The organism is Peptococcaceae bacterium (genome assembly GCA_024655825.1).
GTDB lineage: Bacteria > Bacillota > Peptococcia > DRI-13 > PHAD01 > JANLFJ01.
This window is the reverse complement of the sequence record JANLFJ010000053.1, coordinates 1-18,078: the sequence shown is the minus strand read 5'-3', so window position 1 is coordinate 18,078 and position 18,078 is coordinate 1. Positions and strand designations below refer to the sequence as shown.

General features: G+C 49.0%; 15 protein-coding genes. 8 read left to right on the top strand and 7 right to left on the bottom strand.

Annotation, left to right across the window (positions count from 1 at the left end):
- Positions 1 to 1,265: 1,265 nt before the first annotated feature.
- The 6 genes from cas6 to NUV48_14330 form a co-directional block, all read right to left on the bottom strand.
- Positions 1,266 to 2,015 (bottom strand): CRISPR-associated endoribonuclease Cas6, encoded by a 750-nt coding sequence (gene cas6, locus NUV48_14355; GenBank protein MCR4443313.1) that lies wholly within the window; start codon positions 2,013 to 2,015, stop codon positions 1,266 to 1,268.
- Positions 2,016 to 2,130: 115 nt separating this feature from the next.
- Entirely contained in the window at positions 2,131 to 3,033 is a 903-nt protein-coding gene (locus NUV48_14350; GenBank protein ID MCR4443312.1) for a 4Fe-4S binding protein, read from the bottom strand.
- A 6-nt stretch (positions 3,034 to 3,039) separates the two neighbouring features.
- Entirely contained in the window at positions 3,040 to 3,309 is a 270-nt protein-coding gene (locus NUV48_14345) for a hypothetical protein (GenBank protein MCR4443311.1), read from the bottom strand.
- 24 nt (positions 3,310 to 3,333) lie between these two features.
- Positions 3,334 to 3,558, bottom strand: coding sequence for a flavin reductase family protein (locus NUV48_14340; GenBank protein MCR4443310.1), 225 nt, complete (start codon positions 3,556 to 3,558; stop codon positions 3,334 to 3,336).
- A gap of 10 nt (positions 3,559 to 3,568) precedes the next feature.
- Positions 3,569 to 3,775, bottom strand: a complete 207-nt coding sequence (locus NUV48_14335) for a flavin reductase family protein (protein ID MCR4443309.1) — start codon at positions 3,773 to 3,775, stop codon at positions 3,569 to 3,571.
- A 161-nt stretch (positions 3,776 to 3,936) separates the two neighbouring features.
- Complete coding sequence (locus NUV48_14330; GenBank protein MCR4443308.1) at positions 3,937 to 5,202, bottom strand: MFS transporter; 1,266 nt, start codon at positions 5,200 to 5,202, stop codon at positions 3,937 to 3,939.
- A 363-nt stretch (positions 5,203 to 5,565) separates the two neighbouring features.
- On the opposite strand from NUV48_14330, the gene NUV48_14325 reads away from it, so the two are divergent.
- From NUV48_14325 to NUV48_14300, 6 genes are all read left to right on the top strand, one after another.
- Entirely contained in the window at positions 5,566 to 6,048 is a 483-nt protein-coding gene (locus NUV48_14325; GenBank protein ID MCR4443307.1) for a MarR family transcriptional regulator, read from the top strand.
- A 124-nt stretch (positions 6,049 to 6,172) separates the two neighbouring features.
- Positions 6,173 to 7,354 (top strand): ArsA family ATPase, encoded by a 1,182-nt coding sequence (locus NUV48_14320; protein MCR4443306.1) that lies wholly within the window; start codon positions 6,173 to 6,175, stop codon positions 7,352 to 7,354.
- The gene (locus NUV48_14315) at positions 7,351 to 7,560 is read left to right on the top strand and encodes a hypothetical protein (protein ID MCR4443305.1); all 210 of its coding nucleotides are present in this window, start codon (positions 7,351 to 7,353) and stop codon (positions 7,558 to 7,560) included. Before NUV48_14320 ends, NUV48_14315 begins: the two co-directional genes overlap by 4 nt.
- Before the next feature lie 258 nt (positions 7,561 to 7,818).
- Positions 7,819 to 11,784, top strand: a complete 3,966-nt coding sequence (locus NUV48_14310) for an amino acid adenylation domain-containing protein (protein MCR4443304.1) — start codon at positions 7,819 to 7,821, stop codon at positions 11,782 to 11,784.
- A 24-nt stretch (positions 11,785 to 11,808) separates the two neighbouring features.
- Positions 11,809 to 13,719 (top strand): ATP-binding protein, encoded by a 1,911-nt coding sequence (locus tag NUV48_14305; GenBank protein ID MCR4443303.1) that lies wholly within the window; start codon positions 11,809 to 11,811, stop codon positions 13,717 to 13,719.
- The gene (locus NUV48_14300; protein ID MCR4443302.1) at positions 13,664 to 15,175 is read left to right on the top strand and encodes a DUF3369 domain-containing protein; all 1,512 of its coding nucleotides are present in this window, start codon (positions 13,664 to 13,666) and stop codon (positions 15,173 to 15,175) included. The genes NUV48_14305 and NUV48_14300 overlap by 56 nt, the downstream gene beginning before the upstream one ends.
- A 57-nt stretch (positions 15,176 to 15,232) precedes the next feature.
- Here NUV48_14300 and NUV48_14295 read toward each other — a convergent pair whose 3' ends face one another.
- Complete coding sequence (locus NUV48_14295; protein MCR4443301.1) at positions 15,233 to 16,048, bottom strand: class I SAM-dependent methyltransferase; 816 nt, start codon at positions 16,046 to 16,048, stop codon at positions 15,233 to 15,235.
- 402 nt (positions 16,049 to 16,450) lie between these two features.
- Here NUV48_14295 and NUV48_14290 point away from each other — a divergent pair, with 402 nt between their 5' ends.
- Positions 16,451 to 17,203: an SDR family oxidoreductase gene (locus tag NUV48_14290; protein MCR4443300.1), complete on the top strand. Its 753-nt coding sequence runs from the start codon at positions 16,451 to 16,453 to the stop codon at positions 17,201 to 17,203.
- A gap of 77 nt (positions 17,204 to 17,280) precedes the next feature.
- On the top strand, positions 17,281 to 18,033 hold the full coding sequence (locus NUV48_14285; protein ID MCR4443299.1) for a TRAP transporter substrate-binding protein: 753 nt from the start codon (positions 17,281 to 17,283) through the stop codon (positions 18,031 to 18,033).
- Positions 18,034 to 18,078: the final 45 nt, after the last annotated feature.

The window sequence follows — 18,078 nt, the reverse complement described above, 5'->3', positions numbered from 1 at the left end:
TTCCTTTCAACGCTTGTGCTGTTTGGCCCCCTGAACATAGCAATTAGCTCCTGGTAAATCCCCTGCAGTTGATACTTTCTATGATTTCTTCAACCGCACTTGGCTGGAGGACCGAAAGAAGTCCCGGGAAAGACGCTTGAAACTGAGCCTGCCCAAGTTCAAGCCAAAAAAGAGGTTTAAACAGTAAGGAAAAGTTGACTCCTAAACACCCCGGTATTGTCAAAAGATTAGTAGCTCAAGCTCTGAAAGACCAATGCCTTTTGTCCCTTCCCGAAAGGTTGATCGTTGATCCAGTTGGCCTTTGCCAGGTGTTTAGTGGATGTTTCTGTTAATAGGAATCCCATCCCTGACCCTTTGATGTCTATGACTTTTATGTGTTACATGAACGCTGGAACATTGAGCCGTTTATTGATTTGAATCCCAAAAACCCAGGACATTTCCGCTTGCCTCCTCCCACGGAGGTTAATGAGTATGGTATCCCTCGCTGTCCTGCCGGCCATCTCATGGTATTTGCTGGCTTTGACCAGGAACGCTCCAGGTTAAAGTGGCGCTGTCCCGCGGTTGCTGGCAGTAAACAGGTGAAATTTGCGCTCGGTTGTTCTTCCCCTTGCTCCCCTTCCCCTACGGTCGCACGGTTTATACTAAACCTCACGACGATTTGCGCCTGTTTACCAAAACTCCCCGCAATTCTCCAGCCTGGAAATGTATTTTTGCTCACAGACCTGGTTCTGGCGTAGTCACTTAATTGATATGAACCAGCACCTGGATGCCTGGGTGAAACACGCTATGAAAAACGATTTTGTTATCTGGGTGGAGGTCTTTTTGGCTCATCTGTCGCCGCTTAGCACTATCCTCTAACTATACCAGTTTTTCTTATATCCTTATGTGTAAGGATTAGCTCTGCTTTTCTCTTTTTTATCCCCTGTATTTCCGCTATGCTCTCTTGATTCTTTCTTCATCACCTCTCGGCAAAAATATCTCTTTTACTATACCTTATTAATTACAATTTACCATTTTCTGCCTGGAATTGTTTGGGTATTTCCGAATTCCTTATTTGTTTTATCTAGTTAAAATTATATTATTCAAAAAATATTGTCAAGGTATATTTTTCCTGTAGCCATGTTACCTGTTCAGCCTTATAATTCTAATATAGTTACCTTAATAGTTACCTTATATTTAGGAATTGAAAAATTTGTTTTCTTTAGTTTGTTATTCCATAATTAGCCTACCTACAAGGATTTGATAACACACCGCCAAACGGTGTGTTATCGCTTTGCGGGCCCTGCAATCTCTACGCACCCGAATCCCTGGGCATTCTTCCCGCCTAAGCCCCCGTCCACCGCCAGCTGCAGCAGGGGAACAGGGCCAGCCAGCAGTATTTTGCCGGAATAACCCTTGATAATAGTCCCCTTGTAATTGATGATATGCATCCTCTGTCTTCCCGCCGCTTTGGCCTTTATCATTTCCGGGGGTGGTTCGGTTCCGTAAAATGCCCGGTATTTTTTTTGCAGGTTGCTGCTTAACAGCTTTTCATAATCAGGTTCACCGGGCTGAAAATAACAGGTGTACTTGCGCCCGTCCGGCCTCAACAAGGTGCTGTACAAAACAACCGGAGATAGTGTCTTTAGGATGACCTCCTCTTTTTCGACCTTGAATTTCTGGACATAAATCTTTTCAACTGCCGTTTCCGCTTCACCCAGCCTTATATATCCCCTGGTCAGCAGAGTATTGGCCAGAGACTGGCAAAAATCGTCCACCGGCGAAGAAACGGTCAGCCGGATTTCGCCTGTAAATATGATCAAATTCTGGCTCCTGTCAAACACAAACGGGCCCCGCAGGAGAGAAAAGGCAAACATCTTAAATGTCCTTCCCCCATCAAGAAACCCCTTTTGATGAAGGAAATCGGCCATTTCGGGCTCAATGGAATTGTAAACAGCAGCCTGGACGATGTGGTTATAATGAACGGGCAAGGCTACCTCAGCTTTCACAGACCTGAGATGAATTGTAAGGTGTATATTTATCCCCCCTATGAAGCATATTGCTTCAACTAACCTTATGCTTGCAGGCGCTTTTTCAGGTGTACAATGCGGCCTTCTTTAGGTTTCCCCGATGTATTTTATAGAGGTTTGTTTATTTAATCGCTCCAGCCGGGCAGTTCATCCTGCATTCAAAACATAATATGCATTCCGTGCTTTGAACTTTTTTACCCTGACTTATATATGACATTACATCAATATCCATCGGGCAAATCTCAGTGCATTTTCCACACTTCAAACATGTTTTATCCGACGGTCTTATTTTGATCAGGCTGACTTTTGCTGGTACTTTCATCACCAGCGATACCGGGCAGGCTATTTTGCAAAACGCTCTTTTGTCCCTTAATACAAAGGCCATCGAGATGGATAATGAATAATAGACAGCATTGCTCGTGAACATCCAGACCATTTCTTTCTTGTGCAGGTAATCGTTCCTGACATCATAAGCAAAAAATAAAACCAGAATTAATGGGAGCAAAATCGATATAAGCAGGCTTATAAATCTCAATTTCTTTAGCTTTGGTGAGATTTTTCCGGCTTTTTCAACAGGTAACCATTCTAAAACGGCTGCCGTCCAGCACGCCCAACCGCAAAACGCTCGTCCCCAAATCAACGGACCGAATACCTTCGCAATCTCATAATGAATTATTCCTTTCGAGAAATATCCTATCAAAATGAGTAATACTATTCCTTCAAGTTGGAAATTCTCGTTGTTTACTACCGGTACGAAAAGTAATAATGCCGGCAGAACCATCAGAATTGTAATGCGACGCGCAAGACTCTTCTTTTGGGGGGACAAAACCTGGATAAGATATACACCTAATGATACAGCAAAACCCATCCAGGGAAAAATTACCAGAAAGCCCCACCAGCCAACAGTAAAAAATGTTGCCCCGGCGACTATTAAACCCACAGCAAAAGGAATCACTGCCTTTATTACGCTTTTCGTTCTTTCATGATCCCGAATTATTCTTATCCTGCGATTACCCGGCAGCATATATCTCTACTCCTTTAGCGATTCTATCCCTTGCTCCAGTTTCGCCGTTACTTCTGCCAGCTGGTCGCCTGCTGGAACGTACTGGATTCTCGCCTGATCCAGGATAACGAATCCCATGCTCTTCAAAACCTCCTCCGCCTGGCTTGGGCTTTGCCCGCTCCAGCCATAGGAGCCGAAGGCCATCCCAGCCCTGTTTTTGGGAGCAAGCCCCTTCAGGTAGGTTAAAAACGCCGCCGCTGTCGGAAGCATGTTGTTATTGATCGTCGGAGACCCCACACAGATATATCTTGCCGTGAGCACCTAGGTCATGGATTCTTCGTCGCTGAACACCCCGGCATTGACCACCCTTCCGATAAACAGGGTGTGGGTCTCCACATCAAGGCTGTTTATCACCCCGGCTTCGATAAAGCCGACGGACTGTTCCAGCAAAACAGGCGCTCCAGTCATGCCCTGCCTGAAGGAAACCCCTTGATACTTATCGATATCCCTGCCTGATTTAAAACCAAAACGGCCGATGAAATCCAGGGCGGCCGTTTTAGGTAAATATGGAAACTGAAAAAACCCCGCTGTCTTTAATAAACTCGCCGGTCAGGTTGTTCTTGTTGATACTCACTGCCACCGTGGCCGGATCCGCCGAGACCTGGAAAACCGTGTTGGCAATCTGTCCGTTGAAAGCCCCTTTCCTGGCGGAACCAATCACATAGAGCCCGTAGCTGACTTTGTAAAATATTTTCGGGCCCATGGCCTCATTAGCTCCCCTCAATAATTTACTCAAATTTACTTTTAATATTTTTCGACGCGTTCCTTTGGAAATCCTCCCGCCCCGGCACAATACCTCATTCCGTTTTCGAATTCCAGCGCACCGCGTCTTGCCGCCGCCGTTTTTTCTTGCGAGGTCAATGCTCAGGCCAGGCCTTTGTCGGCATATGCTTTAAGAATAACGCTTCGCAAATGCTTGAGTTTGCTCGCGTATACTACAGCTCCCAAAAGGCAAGCCAGACCGCCGAACAGCAAAGTGTTTACAGCGCCGATCCTGTCCGCCAGCGCGCCGGTCATAAAGCTGCCGAACGGGGCCATGCCGCGGAAAGACAGGACGTAAAAGCTCATCACACGCCCCCGCTTGTTGTCGTCGACCACCGTCTGCAGCACTGTGTTGCTTGAAGCCATCTGGACCATCATCCCAAAACCGCTGACTAGCAAAAAAGCCAAAGAAAGCCTCAAGTCCGTGGAATGGGAAAAGGCCACCAGCCCTGCACCGAAAACGCCCGCCGCCAATGGGATATTGTTGATTACCCCATAAAGCCCTTTTTGCGAGGCCAAATAAACCGCGCCGATCAATGCCCCCAGGCCAGTGGCCCCCATTAAAAACCCCAGGGTGTGCGGGCCTCCGCCAAGGATGTCCTTGGCAAAAACGGGCATCAGGACGGTGTACGGCATACCGATTAAACTGACCAGGGCCAAAAGGAGCAAAATATAGCGGATAGGAATAAAACCATAAGCATAAGAAAAACCTTCCTTTAAATCCTGGAAGACCCCGCCTCGCCGTTTCTCCGCCGGCCTGCCGGTAACTTTCACCGCCAGCAAGGCCACAATGACCGCAAAATAGCTTATCCCGTTCACCAGAAAACAAAGCCCTTCGCCGACTAAAGAAACCAGTATCCCCGCGATTGACGGTCCCACCAGGCGGGCGGCATTGAACATCGATGAATTCAAAGCGATGGCATTGCCAAGGTCCTCTTTTTTATCGACCAGGTCGGCGATAAACGACTGCCGGATGGGCATATCAAAGGCGTTAACACACCCCAAAAACACCCCCAGGCATATGATTTGCCAGGTTTGAAGGCGGCCTGTCAGGACCAAGGCCGCCAGGACCAGGGCCTGGAGCATGGCCAGGGTTTGGGTCGCCAGCAGGGCGCGATGCCTTTTCCATCGGTCAGCCAGGACGCCGGCAAACGGGGTAAAAAGAAAAACGGGCAGTTCATTGGCAAAGCCGACGATGCCCAGCAAGAGCGCCGAATTCGTCAGGCGGTAAACCAGCCAACTCATCGCCAGGAGTTGAATCCATGTGCCGATTAAAGAAATGCACTGCCCCCCGAAAAAAAGACGATAGTTCCGGTAATTGAACGACCGGAACAATCCCGATTCAAAATCAAGCAGCTTCTTTTTCATCCTTGCACAGTCCCTTTGATTTTTGTTGTTTACAGCATGCCGGGGTTCGCTCATGCTTTGGCATAATGCGATGCAGATCAGTCGAACCGGGCAAACCGGTCAATTGTTATAATAGCCTGTTCGCCATTGCTTATTAATTTTCCTGCTTTATTATATCTATATATCTATCTACCATGAGAATAGAATTTCCATCCTTCGGATGACGCAGCAAGTGGCGTATTGTCTAACTACTAACCTTCTGCTTCGGCTGGCGACAAAATTTATTCAAAGCAAAAAATGGCTCTTGATTTCTTTTGTTCGGCGCGTTATTATGTAATTGAAATATTTCGCATCTCGTAATATATGGCTGGGGAGGGACGGAAATTGAACTACAACGACATGCTTGACCTTTTTGTGGACAACATGAAAAAGCTCTTTTTCCCCGAAGAGTGGATTGCCATCGACCTGGCGATGTCCAAACAGGAGTTGTTCACTCTGCTGCTGGTGGAACGACACGGCGAAATAATCATGAGCCAGATCGCCGGCCACGTGAACATACCCATGAGCACGGCCACGGGCATCGTCGACCGTCTGGTCAAAAAGGGCTTCCTGGTAAGGGAAAGGAGCGATTCCGACCGGAGAATCGTCGTCATCAGGCTCACCGGCAAAGGAAAAGAGTTGATAAACACCATCAAACAAAAGGGAAACGAGTATATGCAGATGATCAAGGAGGGACTGACGGAAGAGGAACAGGAATTCCTTTTAAGGATTTTTATCAAGATTTTTGACATAATAAATAAGAACCGCCCTGGAAGAAGCGAAGGCGGCAAAGAAAAGGCCGAAATCAAAAAAATCGACATCGAGTGACTGTTTGCTGTTCCGGCCATCAACTGACCGCGTGCTTGCCCGGCCCGAAAAAACGGGCTTAAATACTGCCATAAATTTCGTAATCCGTAATATTCATTAAGCATTTAATTTGAAAGGGGAAATAATGATGAGAATTATACTCTATACCGGAAAAGGCGGCGTCGGCAAGACCTGCATTTCCGCCGCCACGGCGCTCAAAAGCGCAGACCTGGGCCTGAAAACTCTTGTGGTCAGCGCCGACCCGGCTCACAGCCTGGGCGATTCGCTGGACATGAAACTTTCGCCAGAGCCGGTAGAGGTGGAAAAAAACCTTTGGGCGCAGGAAATCGATCCGATCCACGAAGCAGAAAAAGGGTGGGCCAAGGTGCAGGATTACCTGACAAACCTGTTTACGGCAAAGTCCATAAAGGATATAACCACTGAAGAGCTTACCGTATTCCCCGGTATGGAGGACTTGATGAGCCTGCTCAGGCTGCTCGATTATTACCGGCAAAAGGCATTCGACGTTATTATCGTTGACTGCGCGCCTACCGGGGAGACTTTGGCCCTTTTAAGCTTCCCCGACATGCTCAGGTGGTGGATGGATAAGCTCTTCCCGCTGAAAAGGAAGGCAATCAAAATAGTGCGGCCCGTCGTGGAGCCGCTGCTTGGAGTGCCGATGCCCACCGACGAGGTGATGGGCGAGATCGAGACCGTTTACACGCAGCTTGACGAGATGAGGCGAATACTTTCCGACAGGGACGTTACCAGCATAAGGATCGTGGTAAACCCTGAAAAAATGGTGATTAAAGAAGCGCAAAGGAGCTTTACCTGCCTGAATATTTACGACTATAACGTGGACGCCGTTATAGTCAACAGGGTAATACCTGACGGCGTGTCGGACGATTACTTCGTGGTCTGGAAAGACATTCAAAAGAAATATATCGATATGATTAAGGAAAGTTTCTCCCCTATTCCCATCTACTACGCGCCGTTATTTGAAAGAGAGGTGGTGGGCGCGGGAATGCTGGCCAGGATGGGAAATGAAATCTTCGGCAACGAGGACCCGGTGGAAATCAAATACAACATCAGGACGCAACAAGTAAAGAAGGAAGGCGGCGAATACGCCATGGACCTCTATATGCCGTTTGCCGAAAAGAAGGATTTGTCCCTGAACCTGAAAGGCGATGAACTGATAGTAAGAGTGGGAAACATCAAGCGGGTCATTACGCTGCCGAGGACTTTGCAGGGGTTGGCGGTCAAAGGAGCCAGATTTGCGGATGAGGTCTTGAAAATACGGTTTGGAAAGGAGGGTGAGAAAAAATGAGCGAGACGCTACTCGAAGAACTTTTATCGCTCAAGCTTAAGATCATGGACGAAATAACCGCCAGAATGCCCGAACGGATAGCCAAAGAAATGAAAAAATGCGAAGCAGAGCTGATTGAGGCAATATGCAAAGCCACAAGCAAGTACCTGGACGAAAAAAGAGACGAGAATAAAGAAAAGGCCCTGCAAAGCATTGTGGTAGAGTAAGCAGGGATTCGTAAGGATATTGGATTGTGTTTAAGCGCTAAAACAAAAAGGCCCCCGGAGCGTGAACTTTCCGTATGGGGGTCTTTAATAATTACAAGGAATCTTTTACCATTGAGTTTGACTATATCATATTTTCAGCGAGTTCTGAGCCGTATCCGAAAAATATCTATGACAATTTTATATCCGTTTATTCTATAATAATAGCATGGGCTAAAAAAATGCCGCAAATTGTCTATATTTTACCCGGGAGGAAAACCCTTGAATAATTTATATCCTTTGACCCACCCCCAAAAACGTATTTGGTATGTCGAAAAGACTTTTCCGGGAACGAGCGTATCTAATATCTCCGGAACGGTCCGCATCAAAGAAAAGGTTGATTACCACGCGCTGGAAAAAGCCATTAACCATGTGGTTAGGATTAACGAGGGTATGCGCACACGAATAATTGAACAGGGGACTACCCCCCTGCAGTACTACAGGCCTTATCATTCGTTTAAGGTGGATTTTTTTGATTTTACGGGAAAACCTCTGGATGAGCTGTATAAATGGGATGCCAAGCTTTCGCGTATACCCCTCCGTTTCATTGATTCCGATTTATATTACTTTGCCATGTTTAAACTCAGCGACGCCGAGGGCGGCTTTTTCTGTAATTTTCACCACATCATAACGGATGCCTGGACTGAAATGCTCCTCAACTCACAGATTATGAAAGCTTACCGTATATTTTGCGAAGGCCGGGAACCGGATGTTTCTCCGGCGCCGGCCTATTCGGAATACATAGCCAGGGAACAAAAATACCTGGCCTCTGATAGATTTAACAAAGACCGGGAATACTGGATCAATCAATTCACCCCCATACCGGACCTGGTAACGCTGCAGACCAAAAAACCGTCGAAAAAGAGTCTTACTGCCCGCCGCAAGGCTTTTCTCCTCTCCAGGGAAGAGGCCGAGCGCATCCGAAAATTCTGTGGAAAAACAGGGATTACCGTATTCTCGTTCTTTCTTACCATGCTGACGATATACATCAACCGTATTACAGGTTCCGAAGACATCGTGCTCGGAACCCCGGTGCTAAACCGTCTTAACGCCAGGGAAAAATCAATCACCGGGATGTTTATCAGCACCGTTCCCCTGCGTTTTCGGATTGACGAGTCCGCCAGCTGCATTGATTATGCGCACAGTATAACGACTAACTGGCTTTCCGTCCTGCGCCACCAGCAGTACCCCTACGACCTGCTTCAGCGCGAAGTTAGAAAAAATCACCATGTGGCGGAAAACCTTTTTGAAATAACAATATCTTACCAGAACGCCAAAACATCCAAAGAAATCCAACAGTGGGACGGTTCAACCCGCTGGCATTTTTCGGGCTATCAAAATGAACCGCTGATCATTCATATCAATGACCGGGATGACGAGGGCTCTTTGATCCTTAACTACGACTACAATACCTCCTGCTTCCCGGACCGGGAAATTGACTTCATCCACAGTCACTTCAAATGTCTCATTGATGATGCCCTCGATAATCCGGACAAGCCCCTCCATTCTCTCAGCATAATCGGGAGCGAGGAATTGCAACGTATACAGGGCTTTAACCCGAAGACCTCGACCCACAGCCCTAACAGCACCTTTGTCGAACTCTTCCAAAAACAGGTTGACCTTTCACCCGCTGGAGAAGCGGTGGTATTCCAAAACCGGCCGGTTTCATTCGCCGAACTGGACGCCACAGCCAATCGCCTGGCTAATTCCCTCCGCAGGGCAGGACTCAAGCGGGATGACATCGTAGCGGTTATGTTGCCGCGCTGCAGCGAGATAGTCGGTTCCATGCTGGGGGTGATCATAGCCGGCGGCGCGTTCCTGCCTATTGACCCCGCTTATCCCGAGGACCGGATTAAATACACGTTACAAAACAGCTGCGCAAAATATATCATTACAACAAACGAGCTGGCGGCCCGGTTTTCCCTGAACCCCCGGCTGGTGATGCGCCCGGATGACGAGCGGATTGCCGTCGCACCGACCGAGCGCCCGGCACCGGTCAACAAACCCGACGACCTGGCATATATCATCTACACCTCCGGCTCCACGGGGCTCGCCAAGGGAGTCATGATCAAACACTCCGGCCTCTGCTCGCTGGTGCACGCCCTCAAAAAAGTAATGTACTTCAAGCCCGGCGAAGCCGTCCTGTCTCTGTCCACGGTGGCCTTCGACCTTTTCATCCTGGAGGTTTTTCCCGCGCTGGTCAACGGGATGAAGGTGGTAATAGCCGATGAAAAAGAACAAGTCATCCCCTCGCTCCAAAAAAACCTCATCCTCAGGCACGGGGTAACCAAATTGTTGAGCACGCCGATGCGCATGCAGCTGCTGCTGGATGACCCCGGCAGCCGGGAATGCTTCCTTCGCCTCAAGGAAATCATGATCGGCGGCGACGTTTTCCCCGACAAACTCCTCAAGCGGATCAAAGAGGTGTCCGGCGCCGAAATCCTAAATGCTTACGGGCCGACGGAAATCACTATCGCGGCCACCTTCAAGAACCTGACAAACACCAACGAAATCAACATCGGACGCCCCATTGACGGTTCCCAGGTTTACATCCTGGACAAGCACATGAACATGGTGCCCATCGGCGTGCCTGGCGAAATCTATATCGGCGGCAGGGGCCTGGCACGCGGTTACCTGAACAACCCCGGGCTGACCGCGGAAAGGTTTATTCCCAGCCCCTTTATACCCGGCGAGAGGTTGTACCGTACCGGCGACCTGGGAAGGTGGTACCCCAAGGGTGAAATCGCTTTCCTGGGGCGTGTTGATTCACAGGTTAAAATCCGCGGCCTGAGAATCGAGCTGGGAGAAATTGAAAATACCATACGCCGGTTCCCCGAAGTCTCGGATGCAGTAGTGCTGGATATCGAGGACCGGAGCAAAAAAGCCCTTAGTGCGTATATTGTGCCTAAAAAAGGTTCCCGCCCGGACTTTAAGGCGCTGCGAGGCGAGCTTTTAAAAAGACTCCCCGGATTCATGGTCCCTTCCTATTATATGCTGATTGACGAAATCCCCTTGAATTCCAGCGGAAAAATCGACAGGCGAGCCCTGCCGGAACCGGACAGGTCACAGGTAACCCGCAAAAACTTCGAACCCCCGACAGACCCATTTGAAATCAAACTGTCCGCTATTTGGGAAAGGGGGCTGGGCGTAAAAAACGTTGGTTCCGGCGAGGATTTCTTCGACCTGGGAGGTGACTCTCTGGACGTAGTGAGCCTGGTTACCGCCGTTCATGCCGAATTCGGTGTGGAGATGTCCATCAGCGACATCTACGAACTTCCTACCCTCCAAAAACAGGCTGCCCGGATCAGCGAATTGGCGGTGCTTAATAAAGATTTCGCGAGCCAAAATATCATCCCGCTTCGCCGGGGCGGGGCTGAAAGCAACCTCTTCATGGTACACGCAGGCAACGGCGAGGTAAATAACTATTATAAATTATGCCGGCACTTTACCGACAGGTTGAATTATTACGGGCTGCGCTTCCTGATGAAGAGTTTAGCCCCCGCTAATTTATCCATAACCGAGCTGGCCTCCCATTACCTGGAACAGGTGCGAATCATCCAACCCAACAGCCCATATGCCCTGGCCGGCTGGTGTATCGGCGGCACCATTGCTTTCGAGATGGCCCGGCAGTTGGAAGCGAGCGGAGAAAAAGTGCGGCTGCTGGCGCTCATTAATTCCATCTCCCCCCACACCTGGACAGGGGTAACCCCCTTTAGCCCCGAATCCGAGCGGGCCTTCCTCTCCTCCTTTTTATCCTTTACGGACCGGGATTTGCCCGCTTCGGCAACTGACTTGCAAGAACTCTGGAATATCGTCCGGCATTACATACAGTCCGGCAAACTATCCGAACAAACCATCCGTACCGGCATACCCGACGAGGCTGCCGCCGCCATCCCCAACTTTTGCGGCGCGGATACAGTAACGCTTATCAAGTATGTTAACACTATTCGGACGCTGCACAACGCCCGCGCATTCTACCGCCCGCCCGGCCCCCTGGAGGCAAGGGTCTGTTTTATTGAAGCGAGCGCCAACGATGTTATCGCCGACAAGGACGGCAACCTGGCAGGGTGGCAGCGATACTGCCTCAACCCAATCGACCGCGTTCCCGTAGAGGGCGGCCATTTCTCGATATTTGAACCGCCGCACGTCGAGGAGCTTGCCAAAGCCCTGGACCGTTTATTATCCTAATCATCAGACAGGGGGAAGGTGAACATGAATTTTTCGTTCGCGCTGCTCCATATCGCAGCCCTGATGGTGGTCGTGCTTTTTCTTTTCACGCTAAGGGTGAAAAAGAAAAACCAGCTCCATCATGTTTTCCTGACCCTGCTGGCGTCGATAATGGCCTGGACAACCGGCAACATCCTGGCTTGGTGGACCTATTTGTCCACCGGCCAAGTGCTGATGGCCTACGTTAACATTTGGTACCTGGGCAACTGTTATACTCCGTTGTTTCTTTATTTTTTCGCCATTTTATCAAAGGGGGATCGGCTCGATTTATCAGGCAAGCACAGGTTGATTTTTTTGCCTCCCACCATTTCCTATCTTACGCTTCTAACGAATGAATTCAACGGCCGGCTCTTTTTTAAAAACTTCTCGCTGATGAATTCCCAGGTTGTTTTTGGACCCATGTTCTATTTCCACACCTTCGTCTCATATATCTTCTTGAGCCTGGCCATTTATCACCTGCTGTCTTTTGCCGTCAAAAACACGGGCCTGTTTTCCAGGCAGTCCCTGTTGACCTTAACCGCCGCGCTGTGCCCGATCGTTATCAATGTGGTCATTACCCTGAAAATATACAACCTCCCGGTCTACTTCACCTCGATTGGATTTGCATTCACGGTGGCCGCCTTCTGGTTCTCCATGGCCAAGTACCAGTTCCTCAACCTCACCCCGATCGCCATGCAAACGATCTTGGACAGGATGACCGACGGCTTTGCGGTCATCGATGAAAAAAACAGGATCACCTATCACAACAAGGCGTTTATCAATACCTTCAAATCGTTCGAGCCCAAACTGATGTCTGACATCATCGAAATTTTTAAAAACCGGCCGTCCTATACGGCATTCGCCGAGATGCTGGCGGACTATGTCGACATGGTCAAATCGTCAGGCCGGACCCTGTCCTTCGACCAGTGGCTCCGCCTTGACAACGAAGAGCGCTATTTCCAGGTGGACGTCACGCCCATCCTGGCCTCGGAAAACAAAACAAACGCCCTGTGGGGCCTGCTGGTGCTCTTCAAAGACACCACCCAAATCCACAGGGCCATAGAAACCATCAAGAAAAACCAAACCATGATGATGGAGCAGCAGCACCTCGCCTCGCTCGGCCAGCTCATAGGCGGGATAGCCCACAACCTGCGCACGCCGATCATGTCCATCGCGGGAGGGCTGGAGTCGCTGCGGGACTTGGCCTATGAGTACCAGATTTCAATCGACGACAACAACGTAACGGAAGACGACCACCGCGAAATCGCCGCCGAAATGCTCTCCTGGGTAAACAAGATCAAGCCGTTTTGTTCATACATGTCCGACATCATCTCGACCGTCAAGGACCAGGCCGTGCGCTTGAACGAATCATCCATGAGCAAGTTCACGATTGCGGAGCTCTTAAAACGGGTTGAACTGTTGATGAGGCACGAGCTGAAAAAAGGCCACTGCACGCTGAACATCAGCAACCACACCTCCCCGGAAACTGAGCTTCCCGGCACCATGAACAACATGATCCAAATCCTGGGCAACATCATTGTCAATGCCATTGAAGCCTATGAAGACATGGAAGGAAGGATAGACCTCACCGTGGAACCTTGCAGCATCAATCCCAGGAATACCCGCATTTCAGTCCGGGATTACGGCCCCGGGATACCGGAAAGCATCCGGGACAAACTGTTCAAGGAAATGGTAACCACCAAGGGCCGGAAAGGTACAGGCCTGGGCCTCTATTTGTCCTACCTCACCATCAAGGGAAAGTTCGGCGGCGACATGTGGTTTGAGTCCGCCACAGGCCAGGGAACCGCTTTTCATATTTCAGTCCCGACGCTTCAGAAAGGCTTGACAGGAGGAAATGGGAATGAGAAAACAGCTGGTACCGGTTATTCAGGACTACAAAATACTGCTGGTCGATGATGAAATGGGCATCATCGATTCAATCGGAACTGTCTTGAGGCGCAACGGCTACATGTACAAGGGTAGCACCAACCCGCTTGAGGCTGTCGAAATGGTGCACGGCGAGCACTTTGACCTGCTGGTCCTCGACTTTCTTATGCACCCCATTCACGGCGACAAAGTGGTGGAACAAATACGCCGGTTCAATAAAGAGATTTACATCCTGCTGCTCACCGGCCACAAGGACCTGGCGCCGCCGCTGGAGACGATTAAAAAGCTGGACATCCAGGGCTACTGTGAAAAGAGCGACAATTTTGACCAGCTCATCCTCCTGATCGAATCGGGGATAAAGTCCATCGCCCAGATGCGCACCATCGCCAAGTTCCGCGACGGGCTCAACAAAATACTGCAGTCCGTTCGAAAAGTTTACCAGCTCCAGCCCATCGACAGCATTCTCGAGGAAATCCTTATTCAAATCATGACCATCGTCAACAGCACCAACGCCTTCATCATGGTGGACGACACCACCGAGGAACTCACCGAGCAAAGGAGCCTTTTCCGCGGCATCGGCAAATACAAGACCGACCTCAGCACGTTCTGGAACATGCTTTCGCCCGAGTTTATCACTCAGATCGGTACCGCCCGCGCCACCAAGATAAAGGTTTTTTTCCAGGACGGGGTGATCATCCCCCTGGTTAACGAGTACAAGCACTCGCTGGGTGTGCTGTTTGTGGAAAGCACCGACCGCGAAGACGGCCTGCGGTTGCTGGAAATATTCTCGAACCAGGCCGCCTCCTCCATCAGCAATGCCTTCCTGCACTCCCTGGTGAATGTCAAAAACGAGCAACTCAACCGCACTTATATCCAGCTCAAGCGGAATTACATTGATACCGTCCAGGCCTTGCGCCGGGCAGTCGATGCCAAAGACGTCTACACGCGCGGCCACTCCGACCGGGTCGCCTTCTACGCGGTGGAACTCGGCAAAGCCGTCGGCCTAAACAACGGCGAACTGCAGACGCTTAAATTAAGCGGGCTGTTTCATGACATCGGAAAGATCGGCACCTCCAATGACCTGCTTCTAAAGAGCGAAAGGCTTCACCCCGACGAATACGAGGAAATAAAAAAGCACTCGCTGACGGGAGCGCACATCTTGTCGGTCATTTCATTCTTTAAAGACGTGGTGCCGGTGGTGCGCCACCACCATGAAAGGATGGACGGCAGCGGTTACCCTGACGGCCTGCAGGGGAACCGCATACCTTATCTGGCGCGGATCGTGGCGGTGGCGGACGCCTATGACGCCATGATGTCGGACCGCATGTACCGTTCCCGCCTGGACCAACGCGACATCCGCCTCGAACTTCTCAGGGGCGCAGGGTCGCAGTTTGATCCCGAACTGGTTAAGGCTTTTATTGAGATAATCAACCGACTGCCTCAGCCTGACAGGATAAACGTCAATGACATCGACTTCGATGAATAGGATGTTTAGTGAACTACCCCCGCTTACGCTTCGCTAAGAAGCGAGGGCTTCCTGCATTTAACAAACCACCCTATAAATTAATAATCTCTGCGCTTTTTTGGCTGCTGGAAATAAATCTGCTATTTTAAACATGAGCCTTACGCCGGCATCTAAATTCGCAATTTCTTCATTTGATGTAAAATACTTTTCTTCAATCAACTGGATTCCCATTCCCCATTTGGTGAGTTCTTCTGGATTATCAATACCCCAGTGGATTGTTGCGCCGGTTTTCTTTATTGATGGGTGATTCTTTACATTTTTAGCCGTGAAAACACTGTAAGCATCAAAAATTAAAATATAACCGCCAACCCTTTCCTTAAGATTGCTTATTAACGTTTTAATTTCATCTTCTTTAAGATACATGAACAGCCCTTCAGCTATAACTATATACTGCTTTTTCCCCCTTGGTATTTTCTCTAACCATTCACGTTCCGTAACCGAAGAGGCGATCATGTGATAATTTCCTGTTTCTTCGTAAAAGTGCTTGCGGATATCAATAACCTCTTTAAAATCAACATCATACCAGTCAACATTTTTATCCTCTATCCTGTCATACCTACCATCAAGGCCGCAACCCAAATGCAAGGCGGCGCTTTCATCACTCTTTGAAAGGAAGTCCTTAACGAAATTATCGATAAGCTTTGCTCTTAAACACATCATGATGTTTGTCTTTTCAGGGATTGTCAATGATTTGAAATCGTAATCAATTCGGTTAACAATCTCAGCCGCCTTTTTATCAATAAGTATTGGCCTCTTTTTTTTATTCTCCTTTGCTTTTCCGTACAGTGGAATGAGCAGGGTTTCTTTTTCTTCAGTCAAAACAATTTTTTCCATAATTAAACCCTCCATTATTACACCGTCAATTATTAAACAGCGGATAAAGTTCCTTTCAATATAATTCTTGCATCTCCCAATAACTGATAAGGCTAATTAACGTTGTTTATCACAAAATCAACCATCTGGCTAAATTGATACAGGTAGTGGGCCTCCCGGAAAACATCCCGAAGTCCTCGCCTGCGCGCTTTTTATCCCCGCCATATGCAATCCTGTGCCTGTCCTCATTTACGCGGAGAAGCTCTAAATCGAAGTAACCCGGGTCCAAGGCATAAGGTTTCGATTGGCATAAGATTGACAAATCTTAAATAATATTATAATATTGGGTATAAACTCAATTTGCTAAAATTGTGAAAATATAATAATCATATCAGGCAAAAACACGAATTAGAGGTGGTGTGAATGGATTTTGCCGGGAAAAATGTGGTGATTACGGGAGCGGCCAGCGGTTTGGGAGCCGCCATGACGGAAAGATTTGCCGTATACGGCGCGGACCTGGCCTTGCTTGACATTGATCTGAAAGGATTGGAGCGGGTAAAAGAAACACTGCCCTTCCATCAAGGAAAGGTCTCGGTTTACAGAGCGGATGTGACAAATTACAGGGAGATTCTTGAAACTGGAAAAAAAATACTGCGCGATTTTGGCAGCATCGACGTCCTGGTAAACAGCGCGGGGGGAGGAGACATCACGCTGGGCTACAGAGAACTGGACGAGGTGTCCTGGAACAAGCAGATTGACTTGAATTTAAACGGAGTATTCAACTGCTGCAAGATGGTTCTGGAGACCATGATCCAGCAAAAGAGCGGAAAAATTATCAATATTTCATCCGTTGCCGGTTTGCGCGGCGGCGGCCTTTTGGGCAGGGGCGCCTATGCTGCGGCAAAAGCGGGAGTAATCGGCCTGACCAAAGCTCTGGCCCGGGAGGTTGGAGAATTCGGCATCCGGGTCAACGCCGTGGCGCCCGGTTTCCATTTGACGCCGTTAACCGAAAAGTACCCGGAAGAAAAACTGGAGGCGATTAAAGCTTCGCTGCCCCTGAAATGTTCGGGGGACCCGCAAAAACTGGCGGAGCTCGTTGTGTTTCTCGCATCCGACAAGGCGCAGTTCATCACCGGTTCGGTAATCACGGCGGACGGCGGTTATGCCATGCATTGAAGAAAAAAGGAGGTGCTGGTGTAAGCTTTATTTACTTTACGGAGCTTCAATATCAATTTATGAAAGGAGCTACATAAATGAAAAAACGAAGAATTACACTGCCGGCGATATTTTTAGTATTATTATTAATTCTTGGAAGCATGGCAGGCTGCGCGCCAAAACCTGCCGAAAAAGCAAAAGAATCGGCAAAACCTCTTATCTTAAAACTGGCTAACGTTTCGCCGGTTGGCGACCCAAGGGATGAGGCCGCCAAGAAATTTGCCGCGGCTGTGGAAAAGAAAACAGAAGGCAAGGTAAAAGTCGAGGTTTATTCAGGCGGGACGCTTGGAACCTGGAGAGATACAATTGAAGGACTGAAGCCGGGAATAGTGCAGGTAGTGCTGGAGAGCGTCGGCACCCTGGAACCTTATACAAGCCTGGCTGCAATAGATGCGGTTCCTTTCCTGTACCAGGGCGACAGCCATTTCAAAAAAGTCTGGTATGGAGACTTGGGTAAACAGCTGCTTGACGAGGTGGGGACAAAGGGCTCGTTTGAGTTGATGGGACCTATGCACAGGGGCGCCAGGTATGTCACAAGCAAGAGAAAGATCGAGACTGCCGCGGACCTCAAGGGGTTAAAAATACGGGTGCCGGAAATAAAGATTTACCTGAAGACCTGGGAAAAATTAGGCGCCACGCCCACTCCCATGGCATTTACCGAAGTTTATACCGGTCTACAGCAAGGGACTGTAGAAGCTCAAGAAAACCCGCTTACATTATCCTATTCATCGGCATTTTATGAAGTCTGTCCTTATCTGATTAAAACAAAACACGTCTACAGTCTAGCGTGAGTTTACGATTTAACTTACACGAAGTGCCCTTAAAGCCTGATTTAA

Bases quoted from the DNA above. Each gene is read 5' to 3' on its own strand.
- NUV48_14350 (MCR4443312.1), bottom strand. From the start codon at position 3,033: ATGCTGCCGGGTAATCGCAGGATAAGAATAATTCGGGATCATGAAAGA.
- NUV48_14335 (MCR4443309.1), bottom strand. From the start codon at position 3,775: ATGGGCCCGAAAATATTTTACAAAGTCAGCTACGGGCTCTATGTGATT.
- NUV48_14330 (MCR4443308.1), bottom strand. From the start codon at position 5,202: ATGAAAAAGAAGCTGCTTGATTTTGAATCGGGATTGTTCCGGTCGTTC.
- NUV48_14320 (MCR4443306.1), top strand. From the start codon at position 6,173: ATGATGAGAATTATACTCTATACCGGAAAAGGCGGCGTCGGCAAGACC.
- NUV48_14315 (MCR4443305.1), top strand. From the start codon at position 7,351: ATGAGCGAGACGCTACTCGAAGAACTTTTATCGCTCAAGCTTAAGATC.
- NUV48_14305 (MCR4443303.1), top strand. From the start codon at position 11,809: ATGAATTTTTCGTTCGCGCTGCTCCATATCGCAGCCCTGATGGTGGTC.
- NUV48_14300 (MCR4443302.1), top strand. From the start codon at position 13,664: ATGAGAAAACAGCTGGTACCGGTTATTCAGGACTACAAAATACTGCTG.
- NUV48_14295 (MCR4443301.1), bottom strand. From the start codon at position 16,048: ATGGAAAAAATTGTTTTGACTGAAGAAAAAGAAACCCTGCTCATTCCA.
- NUV48_14290 (MCR4443300.1), top strand. From the start codon at position 16,451: ATGGATTTTGCCGGGAAAAATGTGGTGATTACGGGAGCGGCCAGCGGT.
- NUV48_14285 (MCR4443299.1), top strand. From the start codon at position 17,281: ATGAAAAAACGAAGAATTACACTGCCGGCGATATTTTTAGTATTATTA.